We start from the raw sequence: 18204 nt of genomic DNA, 5'->3' as shown, positions 1-18204 counted from the left end.
AGAACTATTGATACAGTATTAAAGAAATACTTATCACTTAAGTAAATTCAGATATAGTCACAAGTAATAATATCCAAAGAGTATCACCTTATTCTGCATAATTTCTTCAAATTCATGAAATATAATATAAATTAGCAGCTTCTTGGGAAATGGGTGAAATAAATGAAAAAAAGCTTTCAATAAAGCTTGGAATAGTATTCTTTCTAATTATTTTTAGCCTTGAGATTTTTATGTTTTTCTTCTTACACTCGGCCCTTGTAGATTCAAGAATAGAAGAAGAGTTTATTTCTTTACAAGCTAGAGGTAACGCCCATAGGGACATTCTCGAAAAGCATTTTGATCAAGATACAATCTCTCATGTATCTTTAATGGAATCCGAGGCAAATACGGATGTCGTTATTACCGATATGAATGGTCGAATACTTGGTTCCTCATCAAAAAGCAGCGATATTCAAGACCATATTAATAGTGCAGACTCAGTAATCCCACGAGATGGAGAGGTAGTTGACGGTAACTGGAAAGAGGGAAAGTTTATCTCAACGGTTAGCCCTGTCGAAATAGATGGCGACATTACCGCGAAGGTTTTTATGTTTCAAGAAACAGAATCGATACACTCTCTGATTGACAGACTAAATAAACACTTTATATTAACAGGAATATTTGCTGTCTTTTTAACCTTAACTGTAATCATTTTTCTTTCAAAAGGTCTTGCTAAACCTTTAATAAAAATGAAGGAAGCTACTTCTCAAATCAGTAAAGGAGATTTTACTGTTTCTCTCCCCAAAAATAGGAATGACGAACTTGGGGATTTAGCCGATTCTATCTCTCGGCTTGCAAGCGATTTACATTATTTAAAACTAGAGCGAAACGATTTTTTGGCGAGCATTTCTCATGAACTCAGGACACCCCTCACCTATATCAAGGGATATGCCGATATTGTTCATAAAAGGAATTTATCTATTGAGGATCGAGATAAATATTTAAATATTATTCATGAAGAAGCAAATCGTCTCTCTGATTTAATTAAGGATCTTTTTGATCTTGCGAAAATGGATAAAAATTCGTTCGTTATACAGAAAAGACCTATAGACTTAACAGACTTTATTTTGAAAATAGAGCAAAAGTTTTCTCCGGCTTTCCAAGAAAAAGAAATGGAATTGGATGTAATTTGTCCAAAAGAAGCGGTTATTATCGCTGATCCTACTAGGCTTGAGCAAATCATCTTTAATTTACTGGATAACGCTATTAAATACTCTCCACCTGGGGCCAAAACGATTCTATCTGTAAACAATAAAAAGAAGGATGTCTATATTAAAGTTCGAGATAATGGAAAAGGGATTCCCGAAGAAGATCTGCCTTATATTCTAAACCGCTTTTATCGTGTAGATAAATCCAGAACGAGATCTTTAGGAGGAACAGGTTTGGGGCTCGCCATTGTAAAGGAGCTTGTTCTAGCCCATGGGGGGACTGTTTCTGTGAGAAGCAAGGAAGGAAAAGGAACAGAATTTGAACTTGTCTTTAAAGGAGCAGATAAAATTGAAAACGATACTATTAGTTGATGATGAATCTAGAATGCTGGATTTACTTGCCCTGTATTTAACCCCAATAGGTTATAATTGCGTCAAAAAGTCATCTGCAATAGAAGCAATCAGGTTTATAGAATCACAACCCGCAGATCTAATATTATTAGATGTGATGATGCCTGAAATGGATGGCTGGAAAGCATGCAAAGAATTAAAAAAGTCAGGGATATCCCGATAATCATGCTCACAGCGAGAAGTGAGAAACCTGATATTGTTAAAGGGTTAAAATTAGGTGCAGATGATTATATTTTAAAACCATTTGATGAAGAAGAACTTGTAGCAAGGATTGAAGCAGTACTTAGAAGAACTGCAAAAGAAGATGAGTTCATCGCATTTAAAGGTCTTTTACTAAAACCAGATTCCTATGAGCTTTATTATGAAGATAAAGAGGTATTGTTGACACCTAAAGAATTTGCGATGGTACAGTTACTTATAAGTAACAGAAACAAGGTTTTCTCTAGAGATCACTTAATTGAATCGGTTTGGGGATTTGGGGTATCAATTGAAGACCGTACAATTGACTCTCATGTTAGAAACATACGAGAAAAGCTGAGAAAGGCAGGATTTCCGGCGGATGATTATTTACTGACAGTTTGGGGTGTGGGATATAAATGGACAGGAAAGGATTAATTCGCAGCCTATTTCAACTTAAGCATTCAAATCAAACCCAATCATAACAAAAGTCGATTCCTTCGCTAAGGAATCGACTTTCTATTTTTAATCGATCTTCTATCTTACAAACTATTCAGCTGGGGATAGCTCACTTTCAGTCACCCATTTATGATTTTTCACTTCTTTGCCGTCAGTTGTCGTAGTAAAGTCAACCATGTAAACAGTTGTTTGTTCAGCTGAATCAATTTCTGCAGTTGCTCCGTCCATGCCTTCCATATGTTCTGCATTTACAGTAACTTCTGCTCCAGGTTCAAAAGGTTCTTCACCGGCGTTTTCTATTTCTTCATGGATGACCCATTTATGATCCTCCACTCTTTCTCCCCCGTTGTCGGAGTATAAGAGATAGTATAAACAGTAGTATCGTATGCCCCTACAATAGTTGCTTCAGCGCCTTTCATACCTGGCATATGATCAGATTCAATAATCGCATTGCTTCCAACTTCATAAGTTGGTGAAGCTGCTTCTTCTAAACCTTCGGGAACTTCGCCCGATCCAGACATATCCATATTACTGTGATCCATGCCTTCCATATCTTCATCCATATTCTCTTGGCTCTCTTCTGTATTCTCGTTGCCTTCATTGTTTCCCGTGTTTTCATCATTTGCATTTGAACAAGCTCCCAAAAGTAATAAAAGAGCAGTAAGTAATGCAAATAACATAGAATTCCTTAATTTCATTTTTAACATTTAAATAACTCCTCCTTAAGTAATTTAGAATATCATACCTAAAAAATGTGCAGAAAATGTGATGAAAGCAGTTTCTATAAAAAATTTTGTCCTTAAATCTATTCCCCACTAGAAACTAAATTATTCTTCTGCATAGCTTTGGGATTTTTATTTGATAAATACTATAGACTATACAAATGGCTATTTTTAAGAGTATCTATTTAATAATTAATGGCAAGCCGCACAACGTGTTAGTGGTTACCTTTAATAGGAAATAAGAACAGCCAGAGTGGCTGCCAGCATATATTAACTTTTATATTTATTTCTCCCGCGTTTACATTAACTAGTGCTATTTCGATGGAGAACTTTATGCCAATTCCTCCTGTTTTGCTGTTCCTGGATCTATCCCTCTGTAAAAACGTTTAAAAATATAAGGAAGAACCTCTTTCTTTATCCCAACTTCTTTATCGGCTGCTTAGGTATATAACTATTGTTCTTGAAGGCTCTTTTCATAAAGAATGTTGTTTTTACTTTTTATGGTATTATGTATGAGGAACTTCTTGAGCGAAAGAGCAGGATTATTGAAGATTGAATTTGCATCTTTATAGAGAAAGGGAGAGAAGAATTTGAAAGCATTTGCTGGGATTCTATTATTATTTCACGCATCTATTTTAATTCTTTGGATAATGAACTCTGGATACTTATTCTCATTGCTAGGAGTAGTGTTATGGCTTATAGTTGTTGCGGTTGGGTTTTTTGTCCAGAAAAGAATAAATGAGCAATTGTTGATAAAAAAACTATTGTTGTCATCGTGCTATTTTATGGTTTTCCTAAGTATAATTACAGTTGGGATACACTTTGTTACAAGTTCTATGCCTTAATTTTATTTCCTCCGAATATGTTAGCTTTCATGGAGCAACGTTTTATTTAAATTTACGACGCATAGAGTAAAAAAGGCTCTGAGCGTTTTTTTATCTAACTGCCTGTTCAACTTCTTAACATCTCAACTGTATGATAGTTTGATTTTTGGCAGGTTGAAATCAAACTATGTTCCATGCGTTTATCTATTGGTAAGAGTGATTTACTAATTCAACCCAAATAAACCAGTTTTGGTAATGATCTAGATAATATGTTCCAACACCCTGAAAACGCTCCATCCAACCCTTTAAGCTGTGGAAGTTAGTGACGTGCTGTATATGATAGATCGCTTTTTTACTCTTTGCTTTTGACGTTCGTTAATCGTTTCGTGCAGCAAGCCTTTTATCTTCGAGAAATTTTTTTAGTTCGTTGCCATATCAGTGCATAACAGAGCCAATAGATGAATGAATTCACCAATCACTGCATCAGTTTCTTCAGCTTTAACCCGCTTGGATAGGATTTCAATTTAAACCATGTCTTCAAGAAATCTGTGTATTTGCACATAATAGAAGGGTATTAAAGAATTGAAAACACTTAACACTTATTTTCTTCTCAATTAAGCTAAAATGCGATATATAGTATTATTGTTCCGGCAACAAGTGCAAAAAATAATTACTTTATTGCAATACAGAGGCTGTTCCTTGTCAAATTGTTCTATAATAATTATAATCAGAATAATCAAGAGTTGAATAAACCAAGATAGAAAGACCATTTATTATATCTCCAATCTTATTAGTCCTTCAAAGTTAAAGTGGTACATTCGATCGTGAGTGATTTACAAGTTACTACACACTAACCAGAGTGGTTCTATTTTTTGATTTTTGGAGAGTATATAATTTTCCAAGCCGATTAATTTCTCTGTATCTTACTTATACCTAAAATATTTGCATAAATTATGCATACACAAATACTTTTTACCTTGCATATTATTGAGAAAAGAAAAACCATAATCTCTTTTAATGCGATTGTCTTCCTTGTTAAACATCTAAGATTTCGGAATTAACTTTCCTGTTGTTTTAAAGAAGGGGTGAAGAACTTGTGCTTTACTCATAATGTTATTGAATTACAAGCCCTTAAAATATGTGAGGAAATTAGGGAACACTCTATTTACAAACTAGTCAGTATAACTACTACTAGTGGTGAGAGCATTAAAATTAAAGAAAATTTATCTATACAAAGTAATTTAAATTTATCTTCTGGTGGAACTTTGCCTTTAGTTACAAAGGTCGTGCTTGAAGATACTGATGGAAGGCCTTATTCCGTCAATGTAGATGAAGTAGGACTACAGTTTGCAAAAGGCCTTATTACTTATAAAGAATATAAACTCCTTCAAAATAGGGAAAAAAGAAAGTTAACTACTATATTAATAGCCTCCGGGGGCACGTTTTTTTTAATGAGCTGGTCATTTTTGAAGCTCTTATTTTAATAGTCAGAAAAAAAAGGAGTGGCTACTCCTTTTTTCTTTTACTAATATTTGTAAAGTTCAATAGACTTTATTGGCTAGTTTTTTAAGTTTATATTTAGTAGTGCGCTTGAACCATATTAGAAGGTTTGCATCATTATATTCACAGAAGAATTTGCTAAGAAAAAGGATGCAGCTGAAAATTCAGCCTGCACCCTTTTTTATTTTTATCTTTGTTCTTTTTGCATGAATATAACAGACACCTGAAAATCCATTACTTAAGATCAACCATGGAGTTCGATTAACTTTAAATAAAATGAGGTCATATAGATGATTTTATACCTGCTCTGAGTTTTATAATACATCTCATTTAATGGATAAGTTAAATGCTTTCACGATGATCCCGTCATTTGCTGGCTGAAAGTCAAATTGTGGTATTCTTTCAAAACCCATACGTTTATATATCAGTAATGCTGATTTCATAAACTCAGCAGTATGTAAACCAATACAAGGAAAGCCTTTAGATTTTGCTCGCTGAATGCACTCTCTTACTAGAGCCTCTGCAATACCTCTACCTCTATATTCAGGGCTAACTGCAAGCATTCTAATTTCTGGATATTCTAACATATCGGCAAGCCCCTTATACGCATCTGACTTCGGAGGGAATAAAGCCACACTTCCAGCTATTTCTCCATTTATTTCAGCTACTAAAAGTTCAACCCCTTGCTGTTCATCAGCATCCGAGGATATAGCCGTCTTAAGGGCTTCCCAGTGGCCCTTGGGGATACTGTTTATATGTTCTTCATATGCTTGCACTCTTCGTTCACGAATAATTTCTAGTTCAGTATCTAGTGCCTCACGAATTATAACCATAAGTATAAATTTGCCTCCTATTTGAATTGTGATTCAATTCTTACGCCTATCAACAAATTCTTTCTAGGTAATGCTTAAATTTATTAAAACAAATATTGCTGGAGAAATGCCAGCAAATCATACTTGTATCACTTTATTTCAAGTCATATCTTTCTCTTTGAGGTGAGGGTGAAAATTCCAGAAAATCTGAATGAATTTTCTGATGGTTTGAATGAATTTCAGAATAAAAAAGTAGTAGCACACTACTTACCTAAAAATGACATTTTTTCAGTATGATCGAAAGTAAACTACCTTCTTGAAATAACTTTTAAAATGAAATTAGAGGGGTCTTGTTTAATAACCTATGAGGCGTTTTTAAATTTTAACCTCAAGCAGAACTTAACTCTACTATATAAAACCACCCAACAATTTCTGAATTGGTCAATAAATAGTATCGTGGTAACCATAGTCGTTATTACGAAAAAAAGAGTATGACTTCAGGACACTAATGTGAGTCATACCCTCTTTTGAAAAAATAAATAACTTTAATTAAACCAATTTAGCGTACAGGCTTCCATTTTCGCAAAAATAAAGTATTACCTACTACCGAGACAGAACTGAAAGCCATGGCTCCTCCAGCGAGAATTGGGTTTAAAAGGCCAATTGCTGCAACAGGTATCAATATAACATTATAGGCAAATGCCCAGAAGAGATTTTGTTTTATTTTTCTCATGGTTGATTTGGATAAGCTGATGGTATCAACTATTCCCATCAGGTCACCACGCATTAAAGTGATATCTGCTGCCTCCATTGCAACGTCAGTCCCCGTTCCAATAGCAATACCAACATGGGCTGCAGCCAGTGCCGGCGCATCATTGATACCATCCCCAACCATGGCTACAATTTTTCCTTCCTGCTTTAATTTTTCGACTTCGGCTGATTTGTCCTCAGGAAGTACTTCAGCAAGTACCCGATCAACCCCCACCTGCTTGGCAATTGCTTCTGCTGTCAACTTATTATCGCCAGTAATCATAATAACTTCTATACCCATATTTTTTAGATGTTTAATTGCTTTTGCAGATGTTTCTTTAACTGTATCCGCTACTGCTATTATTCCGGCAAGACTGTCATTGACTGCTATAAGCATAGCGGTTTTCCCTTCTCCTTCAAGCTGTTCCATCCGACTTAACGCAGCACCTATATCTATATTATTTTTGAGCATTAGCTTTTTATTTCCTATAAATACCTTTTGATCACTGATACTAACTTGAATGCCGTGACCTGGAATGGCAATAAAGTCTTGGGCATCTTGAAGCTGAAGACCTTTTTCTTTTGCTCCATTAATAATTGCTTCTCCAAGTGGATGCTCCGATCCTTTTTCAGCAGATGCAGCCACCTGCAGTAATTCATCTTCTGAGAATTTTCCAAAAGTAACGATATCTGTTACATCTGGTTCCCCTTTTGTAATCGTTCCGGTCTTATCCAATACAACAGTAGTTACCCGCTGTGAAGTTTGAAGATGTTCTGCCCCTTTGATAAGAAGTCCGTTCTCAGCACCCTTACCAGTACCAACCATTACAGCAGTCGGTGTCGCTAAGCCTAATGCACAAGGGCATGCAATAACAAGTACAGCAATAGTGCTGACAAGTGCAGGAGTAAATCCTGCAAGGAAGTAAGTGATAGCAAATGTAGCAAGTGCTATTAAGATTACGATTGGCACAAAGATCCCAGATATTTTATCAGCGAGTTTCTGAATAGGAGCTTTCGAACCTTGAGCCTCTTCGACAAGTTTAATAATTTGGGCTAATGCCGTATCTTTACCCACTTTGGTAGCTTTAAATGTAAATGCACCATGTTTGTTTACCGTTGCTCCAATGACTGTATCGCCTGTTCCTTTTGTAACAGGCATACTTTCGCCTGTTAGCATAGATTCATCAACAGTAGTGTTTCCCTCTATTATTTCTCCATCAACAGGAATCTTTTCTCCAGCACGAACAAAGATCAAGTCTCCTGTTTGAACCTCTTCAAGAGGAATGTCAAGTTCTTCTCCATCCCGAATGACCCTAGCTGTTTTTGCTTGAAGCCCCATCAGCGTTTTGATCGCTTCTGATGTTTGTCCTTTAGCTCTTGTTTCAAGCAGTTTTCCTAAAACAATTAAAGTCATAACAATGGCAGCTGCTTCATAATATAAGAATTGCCCTGTACCTAAAATAGTGACAATAAGACTGTAAAAGTAGGCGGCTGAAGTCCCCAGTACAACTAAGACAGCCATATTAGCACTGCCACCGCGAACCGCATTGTATGCATCACGGTAATAATGGCCGCCCACATAGAATTGAACTGGAGTAGCAAGAAGAAATTGGACCCAAGGACTCATATGAAAAAACATTCCATTACCATATTCCATTGCAAAATCCGATATCATTTGAACTAAAAAGAATACGGATAGAATTGCCCCAATAGTAAACTTCCTTATCTGTGTTTTGTACTCTTTTTCCCTTGCGCTGCGCTCATAATCCTCATCCCTATCGCCAACTACCTTGGCATCATAGCCGACTTTTTTTACAGCAGCTATTATTTGCTCGATATTCGTATTTCCAGGAATGTACTCTATATTAGCTTTTTCAGTTGCTAAATTGACAGCTGCACTTGTTATCCCTTCGATCTTTTTTAGCCCTTTTTCAACACGGGTTGCACACGCTGCGCATGTCATTCCTATGATATCAAGCTGGACTTTTTCTTCCTGAACCCCGTAACCTGTCTTTTTTATTTTTGCAATAACATCTTCAACAGTGGCTTCTGTAGGATCATACGTTACAGAAGCTTTTTCTGTAGCAAGGTTAACACTAGCTTTTTTTACACCTGGAACCTTCGTAATGTTTTTTTCAATACGGGTTGCACATGCAGCACATGTCATACCGGTTATGCTCAATGTGACATTTTCCCCAGTAGCCTTCGCTTGCGTCTTGGCTATTGTTTGCTCCGCCATATTTTATTCCTCCTTTTTAGATTGAAATGAGGATGAATTTGATGTAACGTGAGTTGCTCTCTATATACCCATGTTGGGTATATTTTTTAGAAAAAGAGAGGGTGCCGCATTTGCACACCCCTTCTTCTGATTTAATTTACATCATACCCTTGATCATCAATTGTTTCCTTTATTTTCTCTAGGGAAACTTCTGTAGAGTTATATTCTACATCAACTTTTCCACTTTCAAGATGAACCTTAACATTCGAAACACCAGGTAATTCTCCTACACTTCCTTCAATTGCTTTAATGCAATGTCCGCATGACATTCCTTCTACATTTAATGTAACCTTTTCCATTATTAACAGCTCCTTTATTTTTTCATTAACTTATGGACAGTAACAAGTACTTCATCTAATACTTCCAAATCCCCTTGTTGTAGGCGGTCCACTACGCATCCTTTTAAATGCCCTTCTAAAAGAATTTTTGCCACGCTGTTTAACGCAGATTGTGTTGCTGATATTTGAGTAATGACATCGTCACAATAAGTGTCTCTTTCAATTAAACCTTTTATTCCGCGGATTTGGCCTTCTATTCGGTTTAATCGAGTCACAAGATTGTTTTTTACCTTATCCGAATGGTGACTTTTTCTCTCACTCTCGCTTGCGCAGCAGCTTTCTTCTTCGATTAATAATGCATTTGTATTGAATTTAGATTGCACTTAGCTTCCCCTTACAAATTAAATATATCATACCCCCGTACCCTATGTAAATAGGAAAGGATATAATTTTTTGTAAAATATGTTATTTTTGTGAACTCGATCTGTATCTTCAGCTTAAATATTAATTTCTTTCAATATCGTCTCTTTGCCAATCCTGTTTACAAACTTATGAAATGCCTCTCGTTTCTTTCCCTGCTGCTGATAAAATTCAATAATCTTTTCAACCGCTGCATATAAATTTTCTGGTTTAAGATTCTTCATTAGAAGATACCCCGGTTCAGCATCTTTTCCTTTCGCTTTTCCTCCAATATATAAATCATAATGATCTTTTACCTTCATAATACCTATGTCATTGACTAGCGGTTCACCACATCCTACAGGACAGCCCGTATAAGCAGGCTTTAATGTGAAAGGAACAGGAATACCTGCTATTCGTTCATTCAACTCTTTTGCTACTGGCATTCCTTCTTCTTCTTCTCCTTTGCAAAAGTTGCATGTCCTTAAGCTTTTAACAAAGCTCCCTACTGGATAACACCGGAGTCCTGCCTGTTCAAATTCTGAGATAATTTCGTCTTTCTTGTCCTCAAATACGTCAATATAGAGTTGCTGAAAAGTAGTTAATTCAAGCTCATCCTGATCCTCCATATATTTCGCTATAACAAGCAACTGCTTGGCATTAAGCTTTGCACCAAAATTGATTCCTCCATTTACAGCCATTTTTACCTTTTTTCTTTGATTTTCCATTACGGTTCTTCCTTTCTTATGAAGTCTTTTCCAACAATTCTGTATGACAATGGCAAGAGACTGAATGGCCGTTGTCTAGCGACTCCAAATTAGGCACCTGTGAATGACAGACAGCTTCTTTATGAGGACACCTTGAGACAAATGGACATCCTTTTTCCTCTTTTGTGGAATCGACCTCCCCATCAAGAATCAGCTTCTCCCTATTCTTAATAAAATGATTTAGATCTTTAACCACAGCAACGAGTGCTTTCGTGTAGGGATGCGATGGATGCTGAATAATTTTTTCGTGGGACCAATTTCTACTATTTTTCCTTGATACATTACTGCAATTCGATCACACATATAACTCGCTGTAGATAAATCATGTGTAATAAACATCATGGTAAGTCCCATTTTCTTTCTTAATTCAAGCAGAAGGTTCAAAATTCCTGCTCTTACTGATACATCAAGCATAGATGTAGGCTCATCTGCAGCAATAAAAGATGGCTTTAAGATGATCGCTCTGGCAATGGCAATCCTTTGTCTTTGCCCTCCGCTTAATTGATGAGGGTATCGATAAATAAAGTCTTCTGCAGGTCGCAACTCAATATTTTCTATGGCCTCTACTACCTTTTTAAATTTTGCTTCGTAAGGCAAATCTTTTTCATGTGCGTTAATCGGTTCCATTAAAATATCTAGAATTCTCATGCCTGGGTTTAACGTATCATAAGGATCTTGAAATATCATTTGCATTTTTTTCTGACTTTGTTAGTCTCTGCTTCTTTTAAATTACAAAGGTTTTTTCCCTCAAAAATTATTTCCCCTTCGGTTTCTTTCATAAGGCGCATAACCATTCTGGCCGTTGTCGTTTTACCGCAGCCACTTTCCCCAATAATTCCAAGGATTTCGCCTTTCTTGACTTCTAAATTGATATTATTTACAGCATATACTTCGGTTCTTTTTCTTTTTAAAAAAGTTCCTGACTTTTTAATGAAGGTTTTTTTCAAATTGCTCACTTTTAAAAGGTAGCGTTCATCCATGGGTTCCTACCTCCTCTAAAAAGCAGGCTGTATAATGTCCGTTTCTAATTTCTTTAAATTCCGGATTCTCCTGCCGGCATTTATCAAAGGCATGTGGACATCTTGTATGGAACCGGCAGGAATTTGGGAAATTCACTAAATTTGGGACACTTCCTGGTATAGATACGACTTCCTTTTCCGGATTGCCTAAATCAGGTGAAGCGTTTAAAAGTGCTTGTGAGTATGGATGTTGTGCATTTTTTAAAATATCCTCCGTGGTTGCCCATTCTACGATATTGCCTGCATACATGATGGCTATCTTATCACAAATGGCTGTAACCATCGGTAGATCATGAGATATCAGGATGACAGATAAGTCCATTTTCTTTTGAAGGCTTTTGATTAAGGCGATTACCTGTGCTTGCGTTAAAACATCCAGTCCAGTTGTAGATTCATCAGATATAACCAATTTTGGATTACAAGCTAATGCCATAGCAATGGCAACCCTTTGTTTCATCCCTCCACTGAATTCATGAGGATAGCTTCTCCACCGCTCACCATCTATACCCACTAATTCGAGAAGGGTCTTAGTGCGCTTGAGGGCTTCCTGCTTGCTCACATTTTCGTGAAGGAAAATGGATTCCATAATTTGATCTCCTATTGTGAAAATAGGATTCAAAGCGTTCATTGCACTTTGAGGAATTACCGAAATCTCTTTCCACCTCAAGGAAGCAAGTTCTTTATCAGAAGCCTTTATGAGATCTCTTCCATTTAATAAGACACGTCCGGATACTACTTTTCCAGGATATTCTATTAACCTTAAAATGGATTGGGCAACTGTTGTTTTGCCACATCCTGACTCACCTATTAAACCTAACATTTCTCCCTTATTGAGTGAAAAAGAAACATTTTCTACTGCCTTTGCAATGCCTTTATCCGTTTTAAAGTAGGTTGAAAGGTTCTCTACTGACAACACGGTGTTCATAAACTAACGCTCCTTTCTCAATCGGGGATTCAGAATTTCTTCCAGTGAATAGCCAGTAAAGGCAAATCCAATGACCAATGTTGTTATTAATAAGCCTGGAGGCAGAACCCACCATATCCAGGCATCAGTTAAAAACGCACCTCTGGCCTGAGCATAATATAAAATGGTCCCCCAGCTTTTTGTAAACGGATCCCCTAGCCCTAAAAAGCTTAGTGAGGCTTCGATTAATATTGAATGACTCGCTGCTAAAACAAACTGGGAAAGAGCTATAGGAATGACGCCCGGGAGAATATGTCTGCTTAGAATGACTGTAATGTTTGTGCCTATAGACTTTGCAGCTTCCACATATCCTTTTGTTTTCAGTGTTAGGACCTGTGATCTTATTACCCTCGCTGGACTCGCCCATGAAATTAGACTGATAACCAGGACGATGTTCCAAAAACTAGGGCCAATAAAAGCGGCCAGCAAAATCATTAAAGGAAGAAAAGGGATAACAAGCACTAAGTCTACTAATCTCATTAGGAATGCATCTACTTTGCCGCCGTAGTAACCTGAAACGATTCCGACCAGGCAGCCAAGGAGAATGGAAATAAAAGCCGCAATGACTCCGATCAATAAGGAAATCCTGGTTCCATAAAGCAATTCACTTAAAATATCCTGGCCGACATCATTGGTTCCCAGCAAAAATTGGCTATTTGGTTTTGTAAATGGAGCTCCAACCCGATCAGTTGGATCAAATGGAGCAAGGATTGGCGCTAAAAGGGCAATCAATAAAAAGATCGCTAAAAGAATTAAGCCAAACAAACCAATGTTATTTGATGTAAGTACCTGCCAATATCTCTTTAACTTTTGATTAACCATTGCCGCTTCCCACCTTTGGATCAATTAAGGGATAAATTAAATCTGCAAGAAAGTTAGCAATGACTACACTAAAAGTAATAATCAGGAATGTCGCCTGTATAAGAGGGTAATCTCTGCTTAATACAGATTCAAACATTAAACGGCCGACGCCCGGATAGGCAAAGACGGTTTCAATAACAGTTGCACCGCCTAGAGTAAATCCTAAGCTAAGCATAAAGACAGTAGCCACGGGAAGAAGTGCATTCCTCATAGCATGCTTATACTTAATAGCCTTTTCTTTTACGCCCTTAGCTTTAGCCATCATAATATAATCTTCTCCAAGGACATTCAGCATAGAATACCGCATGATCATAAATGTACTCGTAACAGAAATCAATATAAGAGTAGCTAATGGGAGTACCAGGTGTTTTCCAATATCAATTAGCCGCTCCATTCCTGAGAAGTTGGACCATGCGCTTTCTGCACCAAAGACCGGCAACCAGCCTAATTGAGCAGAAAAAATAGATACTAATATCATGCCAACCCAAAAAGAAGGCATGGCACTTAAAAACATAAAGACAGTAAGAAGGTTTGCATCCGTTCTGGTGCCCCGTTTCCATGCTGATATCGCACCAAACATGACACCAATAACAGTTGAGAGTACAAGCCCGAGACCTGTTAGAAGCATTGTCCATGGGAGTCTCTCTACCAAAAGTTCTGAGATAGGCCTCTTTTGTTGATAAGAATATCCAAAATCACCTGTGAAAATATTCTTTATATAAGCTCCATATTGTTCAATGATAGAATCATTCAGACCATATTTGTCTAAAATAGCTTCTTTTTCTGCACTGGACATAAATCCAACATCTTCGCCAGCTAAAAAAACTAATGGATTTCCGGGCATTAGACGGGGCAATAGAAAATTTAACGTCAACATAAGGAATATGACAATTAAATATTGCAAAAGCTTGCCAGCTATGAATTTACCCAACTCTTTCACCTCCAAATATGTAGATGTCTTTATACAGATTTCCCGTAAAAGAAAATGCTTTTACGGGAAACTATTTTTAATTAAAAATCAAAATCATCTTTCCCCTTATCTTTTTTCTTTCTTCTTAAAAGGACAAACCCAACAACGGCCACTAATAGAATTACGCCAAATACAATTAATGAAGTATTATTCCCTTCTTTCTCTGTACTAGCACTTGCTGTTTTGCTATCTGTTGAAGCAGCTGTATCGCTGTTTGCCTTCCCGCTGTCAGATAATTCGGATTTTTCGCTTGAAACAAAAGAAAGTTTGTTGATAATTCCCTTACCTACCTGGAAGACATACTGATCGTATTTTGCAGGATTAAAAGCACCTACAATTTCTTGATAATATAGTGTAATAAATGGGGCATCTTCCGCTACGAATGCTTGCATGTCCTTGATTAGACTGAGTCGTTCGGTTTCATCGTATGTCTGTTTAAGTTTTTCACCAAGTTGGTCAAATTCAGGGTTCTTGTATCCCCCGATATTGACTGTCCCAATAGCGGGATCGGAATGAAATAGGTCATTCATTCGATCTGGGAATAGCTGCATTGTGTTGGACCAGCTCCAGACCCCAAGATCGTAATCCCTTCCTTTACTGACATCAAAATCAGGCCACATTAATGAGTCAACTGTAGTTGAATCCATTGCTTTTACAGAATTTTTGATTCCAATTTCATTTAACGCTTCTGAAATTAATTCAGCCGTTCTGATTCGAATCGGATTGCCCGAGTATACCAAATTGGTTAGGTCGATGTTATTGCCTTTCTGGTCTTCTCTAAATCCATCGCCATCCTTATCAATAAAACCAGCATCTTCTAATATCTGTTGTGCTTTTTCCTTATCATAAACAGGTTTTAAATTTGAATTGAAATACGCTGAGGATGGGTGGATAAATCCGGGACTACCGACTTCTGCGTAACCAAGCAGTACTGTATTTACTAAATTTTCTTTATCAATAGCATAATCTATGGCTTGACGAAATGCTGTTTCGGTCATTGGATATTTCTCTGCATTAATTTGAAATAAGCTGGTACTATATCCTGGCCCTCTTACTACTTTCAAAGCAGGATTTGAACTAAATTGTTCCACAAGTTCAGGTGAAATACTTGATGAGATAGCATCAAGCTCACCTGCCTGAAGTGCATTATACATAGCAGTTGTATCTTCAATGATCGGAAATATTAATTCGTTGATTGGCGGGGCACCTTTGAAGTAATCATTGTTGGATTTCATTTTGTAGTACTGACCAGATTTGTGTTCTTCCAGAATATAAGGTCCGCTTCCGAGTGCATTGGTTTCATCATCGGGAGTACTTACTTCAGACCAGATATGCTGTGGTAAAATTGGCAAATCTGCTAGAGGCTGAATAATAAAGTTGGGGTCAGCCTGTGATAAATTTAATGTGATACCAGTTGCTCCGCTTACCTCTATTGACTTAATTGTTTTTAATGGATTTGTAAATCTGGATTTCGGGTATTTTATGAAATATTCCATCGTGAATTTAACATCATCAGCCGTAAGAGGTTTGCCGTCGTGCCACTTAACATTATCATGCAGAGTTAGTTCATAGGTTAGCCCATCTTCGCTAACTTTGTAATCCTTTACGAGCCAAGGTACCGGCTGATTTTCTTCATCCAAATTAAATAGAGTATCATAAAGTAAATTGACCAGATCTAACCCTGGGTACCCTGTTACATATGTATAAGGGTTTAATCCATTCTCATCCTTTGTAATGCCAACTTTCAATGATTGCACTTTCTCTTCCGCCCGTACAGGATTGAAATTTGATAAGAGTAATAAAATTATTAATCCAACACTAAAAAATGATCTCTTCATTTTCACCCCCTATTTAGCGATCTAGATTTTTATTTGATTAGCTCCTGTAAGTGAAAGTTCCCTTCTCTTCTGTATGCTTCAGCCAGAGCGAAATGTCCGTGAGTTGCCAGGCCATGATAAACATGAATAGCTTTGTCCAACACTCTATGCATGGCTCTTCCTTTTTCTTGAAGGCTGTTTAATTTGGAATAACCGGGTGATAATAATTCAACTGTCTTGGTATCAAGAATTTCATCAAAATGCATACCGCTAAACTCCATTTGGCTTTCAAGCATATCCATTGCCTTTTCTTTTTTCTCCCAAACTTGAGAAATATCAACGACTGTATTTGGATGATGTGGCGTCATGTAGTAGATGGTCGGGATGGGGTGTGGGGACAAACCGGGTGTTTCATCTAAGGCATAGTCTCTGCTTGCAAGTGCAATTGATTCTAGCAAAAGGGTCATGGCAGGTCTGCGGTCGGGATCTAAATCATGGAAAGAGTGCTCCGGATCTTGGGTGATGAGGATGTCGGGTTTAATTTCTCGTATTAATTTAATCAGCTTAATCTTTGATTCCTTGCTTAAATCTACTGTGCCATATTCAAAATTCAAGAAAGAAATCCTAACCCCCAATACCTCAGCTGCACTTTTTACTTGAGGCTGACTTGTTTCTCTGCAAAGCATAATACTTGCATAAGACTCCCCTCCATTTAAAACATTTTTAGCTAACGCTCCCCCACATTCGACTACTTCCATTCCATAAACACCAAGAAATAAGATTCTTTTGCCCTTTGACATACTATTTCCTCCTCCTAATGTACAGTACCCCTCTATCGTATCGGGTATTAAAAACAATAATAATACTGAATTCCTATTTTGTAAATATAGAATTTTTAGAAAATTTATTTATTTTTGATATTCATAGATTTTTTGGTATGGCCTGTCTACCGTTTACATATCATTTAGCAAATAAAAAGGAGTTGATGATTTTGGGAGCATATCAGTTATTTGTTTTGACAACAATAGCTGTTTCGGGAATTGCAGCCTTCTTGCTATCGATAAAATTCAGGGAGCAATTAACTAAAATGCAAGCTATGGTTGTTGCAATGGTAATGGGAATGAATTTGGGTCTAACAGCTGGGGTTTTATTTGGAGCTGTTTATCAAGGGAATTTGTTTATTTCTACGCTTGTTTCAGCAGGAATTGGGGCATTTGCGGGGTTGGCGTGCGGAATAGCGTTTGGCATCCTTCCCTCTTTAGAAGGATTTATGTCTGGTTTAATGGGAGGAATGATGGGCGCCATGCTTGGTGAAATGGTATCTCAGAACCAAGCATTTACCTTACTTAATATCTTACTCACACTTACAGCGAGTTCATTATTGCTGTATAATATTTTCTCATCAGAGACTTCCATTAACGATAAAAAATGGTTCCTAAAACCAGTTTTAACTTTTATTCTTCTTTTTCTTTTTTATATTTCGGAAACCAGCTTGATAAAAGCAAAGCAATTTCCTTCTTTAATTCGTCTGATACAGCGCAGAATCATAGTGAGCACGATATTAAAAATACCTCGAATACCAAAGAGTTCGTTTTAACTGTTTATCCATCAAAATTTTCCTATACCCCTTCAGAAATAACCCTAACAAAGGGTCAAGAAACCGCTCTAACACTAAATAATCTAGACAGCGTGGACCATGACATTGAAATAAAGCAAATAGCTGTTAAGAAATCGGATAGCAACAAACACGCTAATCATGGCACCGATCAAGCTGACTTCCACCTGCATGCATCAGGAAAGAGTGAAGCGGCTCTGAATTTTACACCTCTTGAGTCCGGAGTGTTTGAGTTTTATTGTACTATTCCTGGACATAAAGAAAATGGCATGATAGGCACTATTACAGTCAATTAAAAAGGGCCATCCCTCAGTATTTTTACAGGGATGGCTTCTTTGTTGTATAGGAACTTAAAATAGAATGGTGGAATAATTCTATGGAATGGCCAAAACTT

At 37.0% G+C, this 18204-nt stretch carries 15 protein-coding genes and 4 pseudogenes; 5 read left to right on the top strand and 14 right to left on the bottom strand.

Annotation, left to right across the window (positions count from 1 at the left end; all coding sequences use genetic code 11):
* Window positions 1–149: 149 nt before the first annotated feature.
* Both M5V91_RS29305 and M5V91_RS29300 read left to right on the top strand, forming a co-directional pair.
* Window positions 150–1559, top strand: coding sequence for a sensor histidine kinase (locus tag M5V91_RS29305; protein ID WP_284522419.1), 1410 nt, complete (start codon window positions 150–152; stop codon window positions 1557–1559).
* Window positions 1537–2213: pseudogene (locus M5V91_RS29300) on the top strand (response regulator transcription factor). The gene M5V91_RS29305 and the pseudogene M5V91_RS29300 overlap by 23 nt, the downstream one beginning before the upstream one ends.
* 111 nt (window positions 2214–2324) lie before the next feature.
* Here the strand turns inward: M5V91_RS29300 and M5V91_RS29295 are convergent.
* A pseudogene (locus M5V91_RS29295) lies at window positions 2325–2941 on the bottom strand (YdhK family protein).
* 966 nt (window positions 2942–3907) lie between these two features.
* Window positions 3908–4286, bottom strand: a pseudogene (locus tag M5V91_RS31040) (IS1595 family transposase); the annotation flags it as partial.
* 588 nt (window positions 4287–4874) lie between these two features.
* Between M5V91_RS31040 and M5V91_RS29285 the strand changes: the two are divergent.
* Window positions 4875–5264, top strand: a complete 390-nt coding sequence (locus tag M5V91_RS29285) for a hypothetical protein (RefSeq protein WP_034297806.1) — start codon at window positions 4875–4877, stop codon at window positions 5262–5264.
* A gap of 342 nt (window positions 5265–5606) precedes the next feature.
* Here M5V91_RS29285 and M5V91_RS29280 read toward each other — a convergent pair whose 3' ends face one another.
* From M5V91_RS29280 to M5V91_RS29220, 12 genes and pseudogenes are all read right to left on the bottom strand, one after another.
* The gene (locus tag M5V91_RS29280; RefSeq protein WP_284522418.1) at window positions 5607–6113 is read right to left on the bottom strand and encodes a GNAT family N-acetyltransferase; all 507 of its coding nucleotides are present in this window, start codon (window positions 6111–6113) and stop codon (window positions 5607–5609) included.
* Window positions 6114–6651: 538 nt separating this feature from the next.
* Entirely contained in the window at window positions 6652–9081 is a 2430-nt protein-coding gene (locus tag M5V91_RS29275; RefSeq protein WP_009336028.1) for a heavy metal translocating P-type ATPase, read from the bottom strand.
* Between the two features lie 131 nt (window positions 9082–9212).
* Complete coding sequence (copZ, locus tag M5V91_RS29270) at window positions 9213–9419, bottom strand: copper chaperone CopZ (protein WP_009336027.1); 207 nt, start codon at window positions 9417–9419, stop codon at window positions 9213–9215.
* A gap of 14 nt (window positions 9420–9433) precedes the next feature.
* Window positions 9434–9781: a metal-sensitive transcriptional regulator gene (locus M5V91_RS29265; protein WP_009336026.1), complete on the bottom strand. Its 348-nt coding sequence runs from the start codon at window positions 9779–9781 to the stop codon at window positions 9434–9436.
* Between the two features lie 114 nt (window positions 9782–9895).
* Window positions 9896–10525, bottom strand: coding sequence for an NAD(P)/FAD-dependent oxidoreductase (locus M5V91_RS29260; protein ID WP_009336025.1), 630 nt, complete (start codon window positions 10523–10525; stop codon window positions 9896–9898).
* A 16-nt stretch (window positions 10526–10541) separates the two neighbouring features.
* Window positions 10542–10760, bottom strand: coding sequence for an oligopeptide/dipeptide ABC transporter ATP-binding protein (locus M5V91_RS29255; protein ID WP_284522417.1), 219 nt, complete (start codon window positions 10758–10760; stop codon window positions 10542–10544).
* Window positions 10745–11544 (bottom strand): annotated as a pseudogene (locus M5V91_RS30210) (ABC transporter ATP-binding protein). Before M5V91_RS30210 ends, M5V91_RS29255 begins: the two are co-directional and overlap by 16 nt.
* Complete coding sequence (locus M5V91_RS29240) at window positions 11537–12508, bottom strand: ABC transporter ATP-binding protein (protein WP_009336023.1); 972 nt, start codon at window positions 12506–12508, stop codon at window positions 11537–11539. Before M5V91_RS29240 ends, M5V91_RS30210 begins: the two are co-directional and overlap by 8 nt.
* 3 nt (window positions 12509–12511) lie before the next feature.
* Entirely contained in the window at window positions 12512–13369 is an 858-nt protein-coding gene (locus tag M5V91_RS29235) for an ABC transporter permease (RefSeq protein WP_009336022.1), read from the bottom strand.
* The gene (locus M5V91_RS29230) at window positions 13362–14348 is read right to left on the bottom strand and encodes an ABC transporter permease (protein WP_232292560.1); all 987 of its coding nucleotides are present in this window, start codon (window positions 14346–14348) and stop codon (window positions 13362–13364) included. The genes M5V91_RS29235 and M5V91_RS29230 overlap by 8 nt, the downstream gene beginning before the upstream one ends.
* 71 nt (window positions 14349–14419) lie before the next feature.
* Window positions 14420–16216: an ABC transporter substrate-binding protein gene (locus M5V91_RS29225; protein ID WP_284522414.1), complete on the bottom strand. Its 1797-nt coding sequence runs from the start codon at window positions 16214–16216 to the stop codon at window positions 14420–14422.
* A 29-nt stretch (window positions 16217–16245) separates the two neighbouring features.
* Window positions 16246–16953, bottom strand: coding sequence for a PIG-L deacetylase family protein (locus M5V91_RS29220; RefSeq protein ID WP_232292555.1), 708 nt, complete (start codon window positions 16951–16953; stop codon window positions 16246–16248).
* A 233-nt stretch (window positions 16954–17186) separates the two neighbouring features.
* Here M5V91_RS29220 and M5V91_RS29215 point away from each other — a divergent pair, with 233 nt between their 5' ends.
* Entirely contained in the window at window positions 17187–17792 is a 606-nt protein-coding gene (locus M5V91_RS29215; RefSeq protein WP_284522426.1) for a hypothetical protein, read from the top strand.
* Window positions 17705–18106 (top strand): plastocyanin/azurin family copper-binding protein, encoded by a 402-nt coding sequence (locus M5V91_RS29210; RefSeq protein ID WP_284522422.1) that lies wholly within the window; start codon window positions 17705–17707, stop codon window positions 18104–18106. The genes M5V91_RS29215 and M5V91_RS29210 overlap by 88 nt, the downstream gene beginning before the upstream one ends.
* Window positions 18107–18204 lie beyond the last annotated feature (98 nt).

This window comes from Cytobacillus pseudoceanisediminis (genome assembly GCF_023516215.1).
Classification (GTDB): domain Bacteria; phylum Bacillota; class Bacilli; order Bacillales; family Cytobacillaceae; genus Cytobacillus; species Cytobacillus pseudoceanisediminis.
This window is presented reverse-complemented; position numbering and strand designations above follow the sequence as displayed.

What these genes read in the sequence shown, in the direction of transcription:
- M5V91_RS29305 (WP_284522419.1), top strand. Translation starts at nt 150, where the DNA reads ATGGGTGAAATAAATGAAAAAAAGCTTTCAATAAAGCTTGGAATAGTA.
- M5V91_RS29275 (WP_009336028.1), bottom strand. Translation starts at nt 9,081, where the DNA reads ATGGCGGAGCAAACAATAGCCAAGACGCAAGCGAAGGCTACTGGGGAA.
- M5V91_RS29225 (WP_284522414.1), bottom strand. Translation starts at nt 16,216, where the DNA reads ATGAAGAGATCATTTTTTAGTGTTGGATTAATAATTTTATTACTCTTA.
- M5V91_RS29220 (WP_232292555.1), bottom strand. Translation starts at nt 16,953, where the DNA reads ATGGAAGTAGTCGAATGTGGGGGAGCGTTAGCTAAAAATGTTTTAAAT.
- M5V91_RS29280 (WP_284522418.1), bottom strand. Translation starts at nt 6,113, where the DNA reads ATGGTTATAATTCGTGAGGCACTAGATACTGAACTAGAAATTATTCGT.
- M5V91_RS29260 (WP_009336025.1), bottom strand. Translation starts at nt 10,525, where the DNA reads ATGGAAAATCAAAGAAAAAAGGTAAAAATGGCTGTAAATGGAGGAATC.
- M5V91_RS29235 (WP_009336022.1), bottom strand. Translation starts at nt 13,369, where the DNA reads ATGGTTAATCAAAAGTTAAAGAGATATTGGCAGGTACTTACATCAAAT.
- M5V91_RS29240 (WP_009336023.1), bottom strand. Translation starts at nt 12,508, where the DNA reads ATGAACACCGTGTTGTCAGTAGAGAACCTTTCAACCTACTTTAAAACG.
- copZ (WP_009336027.1), bottom strand. Translation starts at nt 9,419, where the DNA reads ATGGAAAAGGTTACATTAAATGTAGAAGGAATGTCATGCGGACATTGC.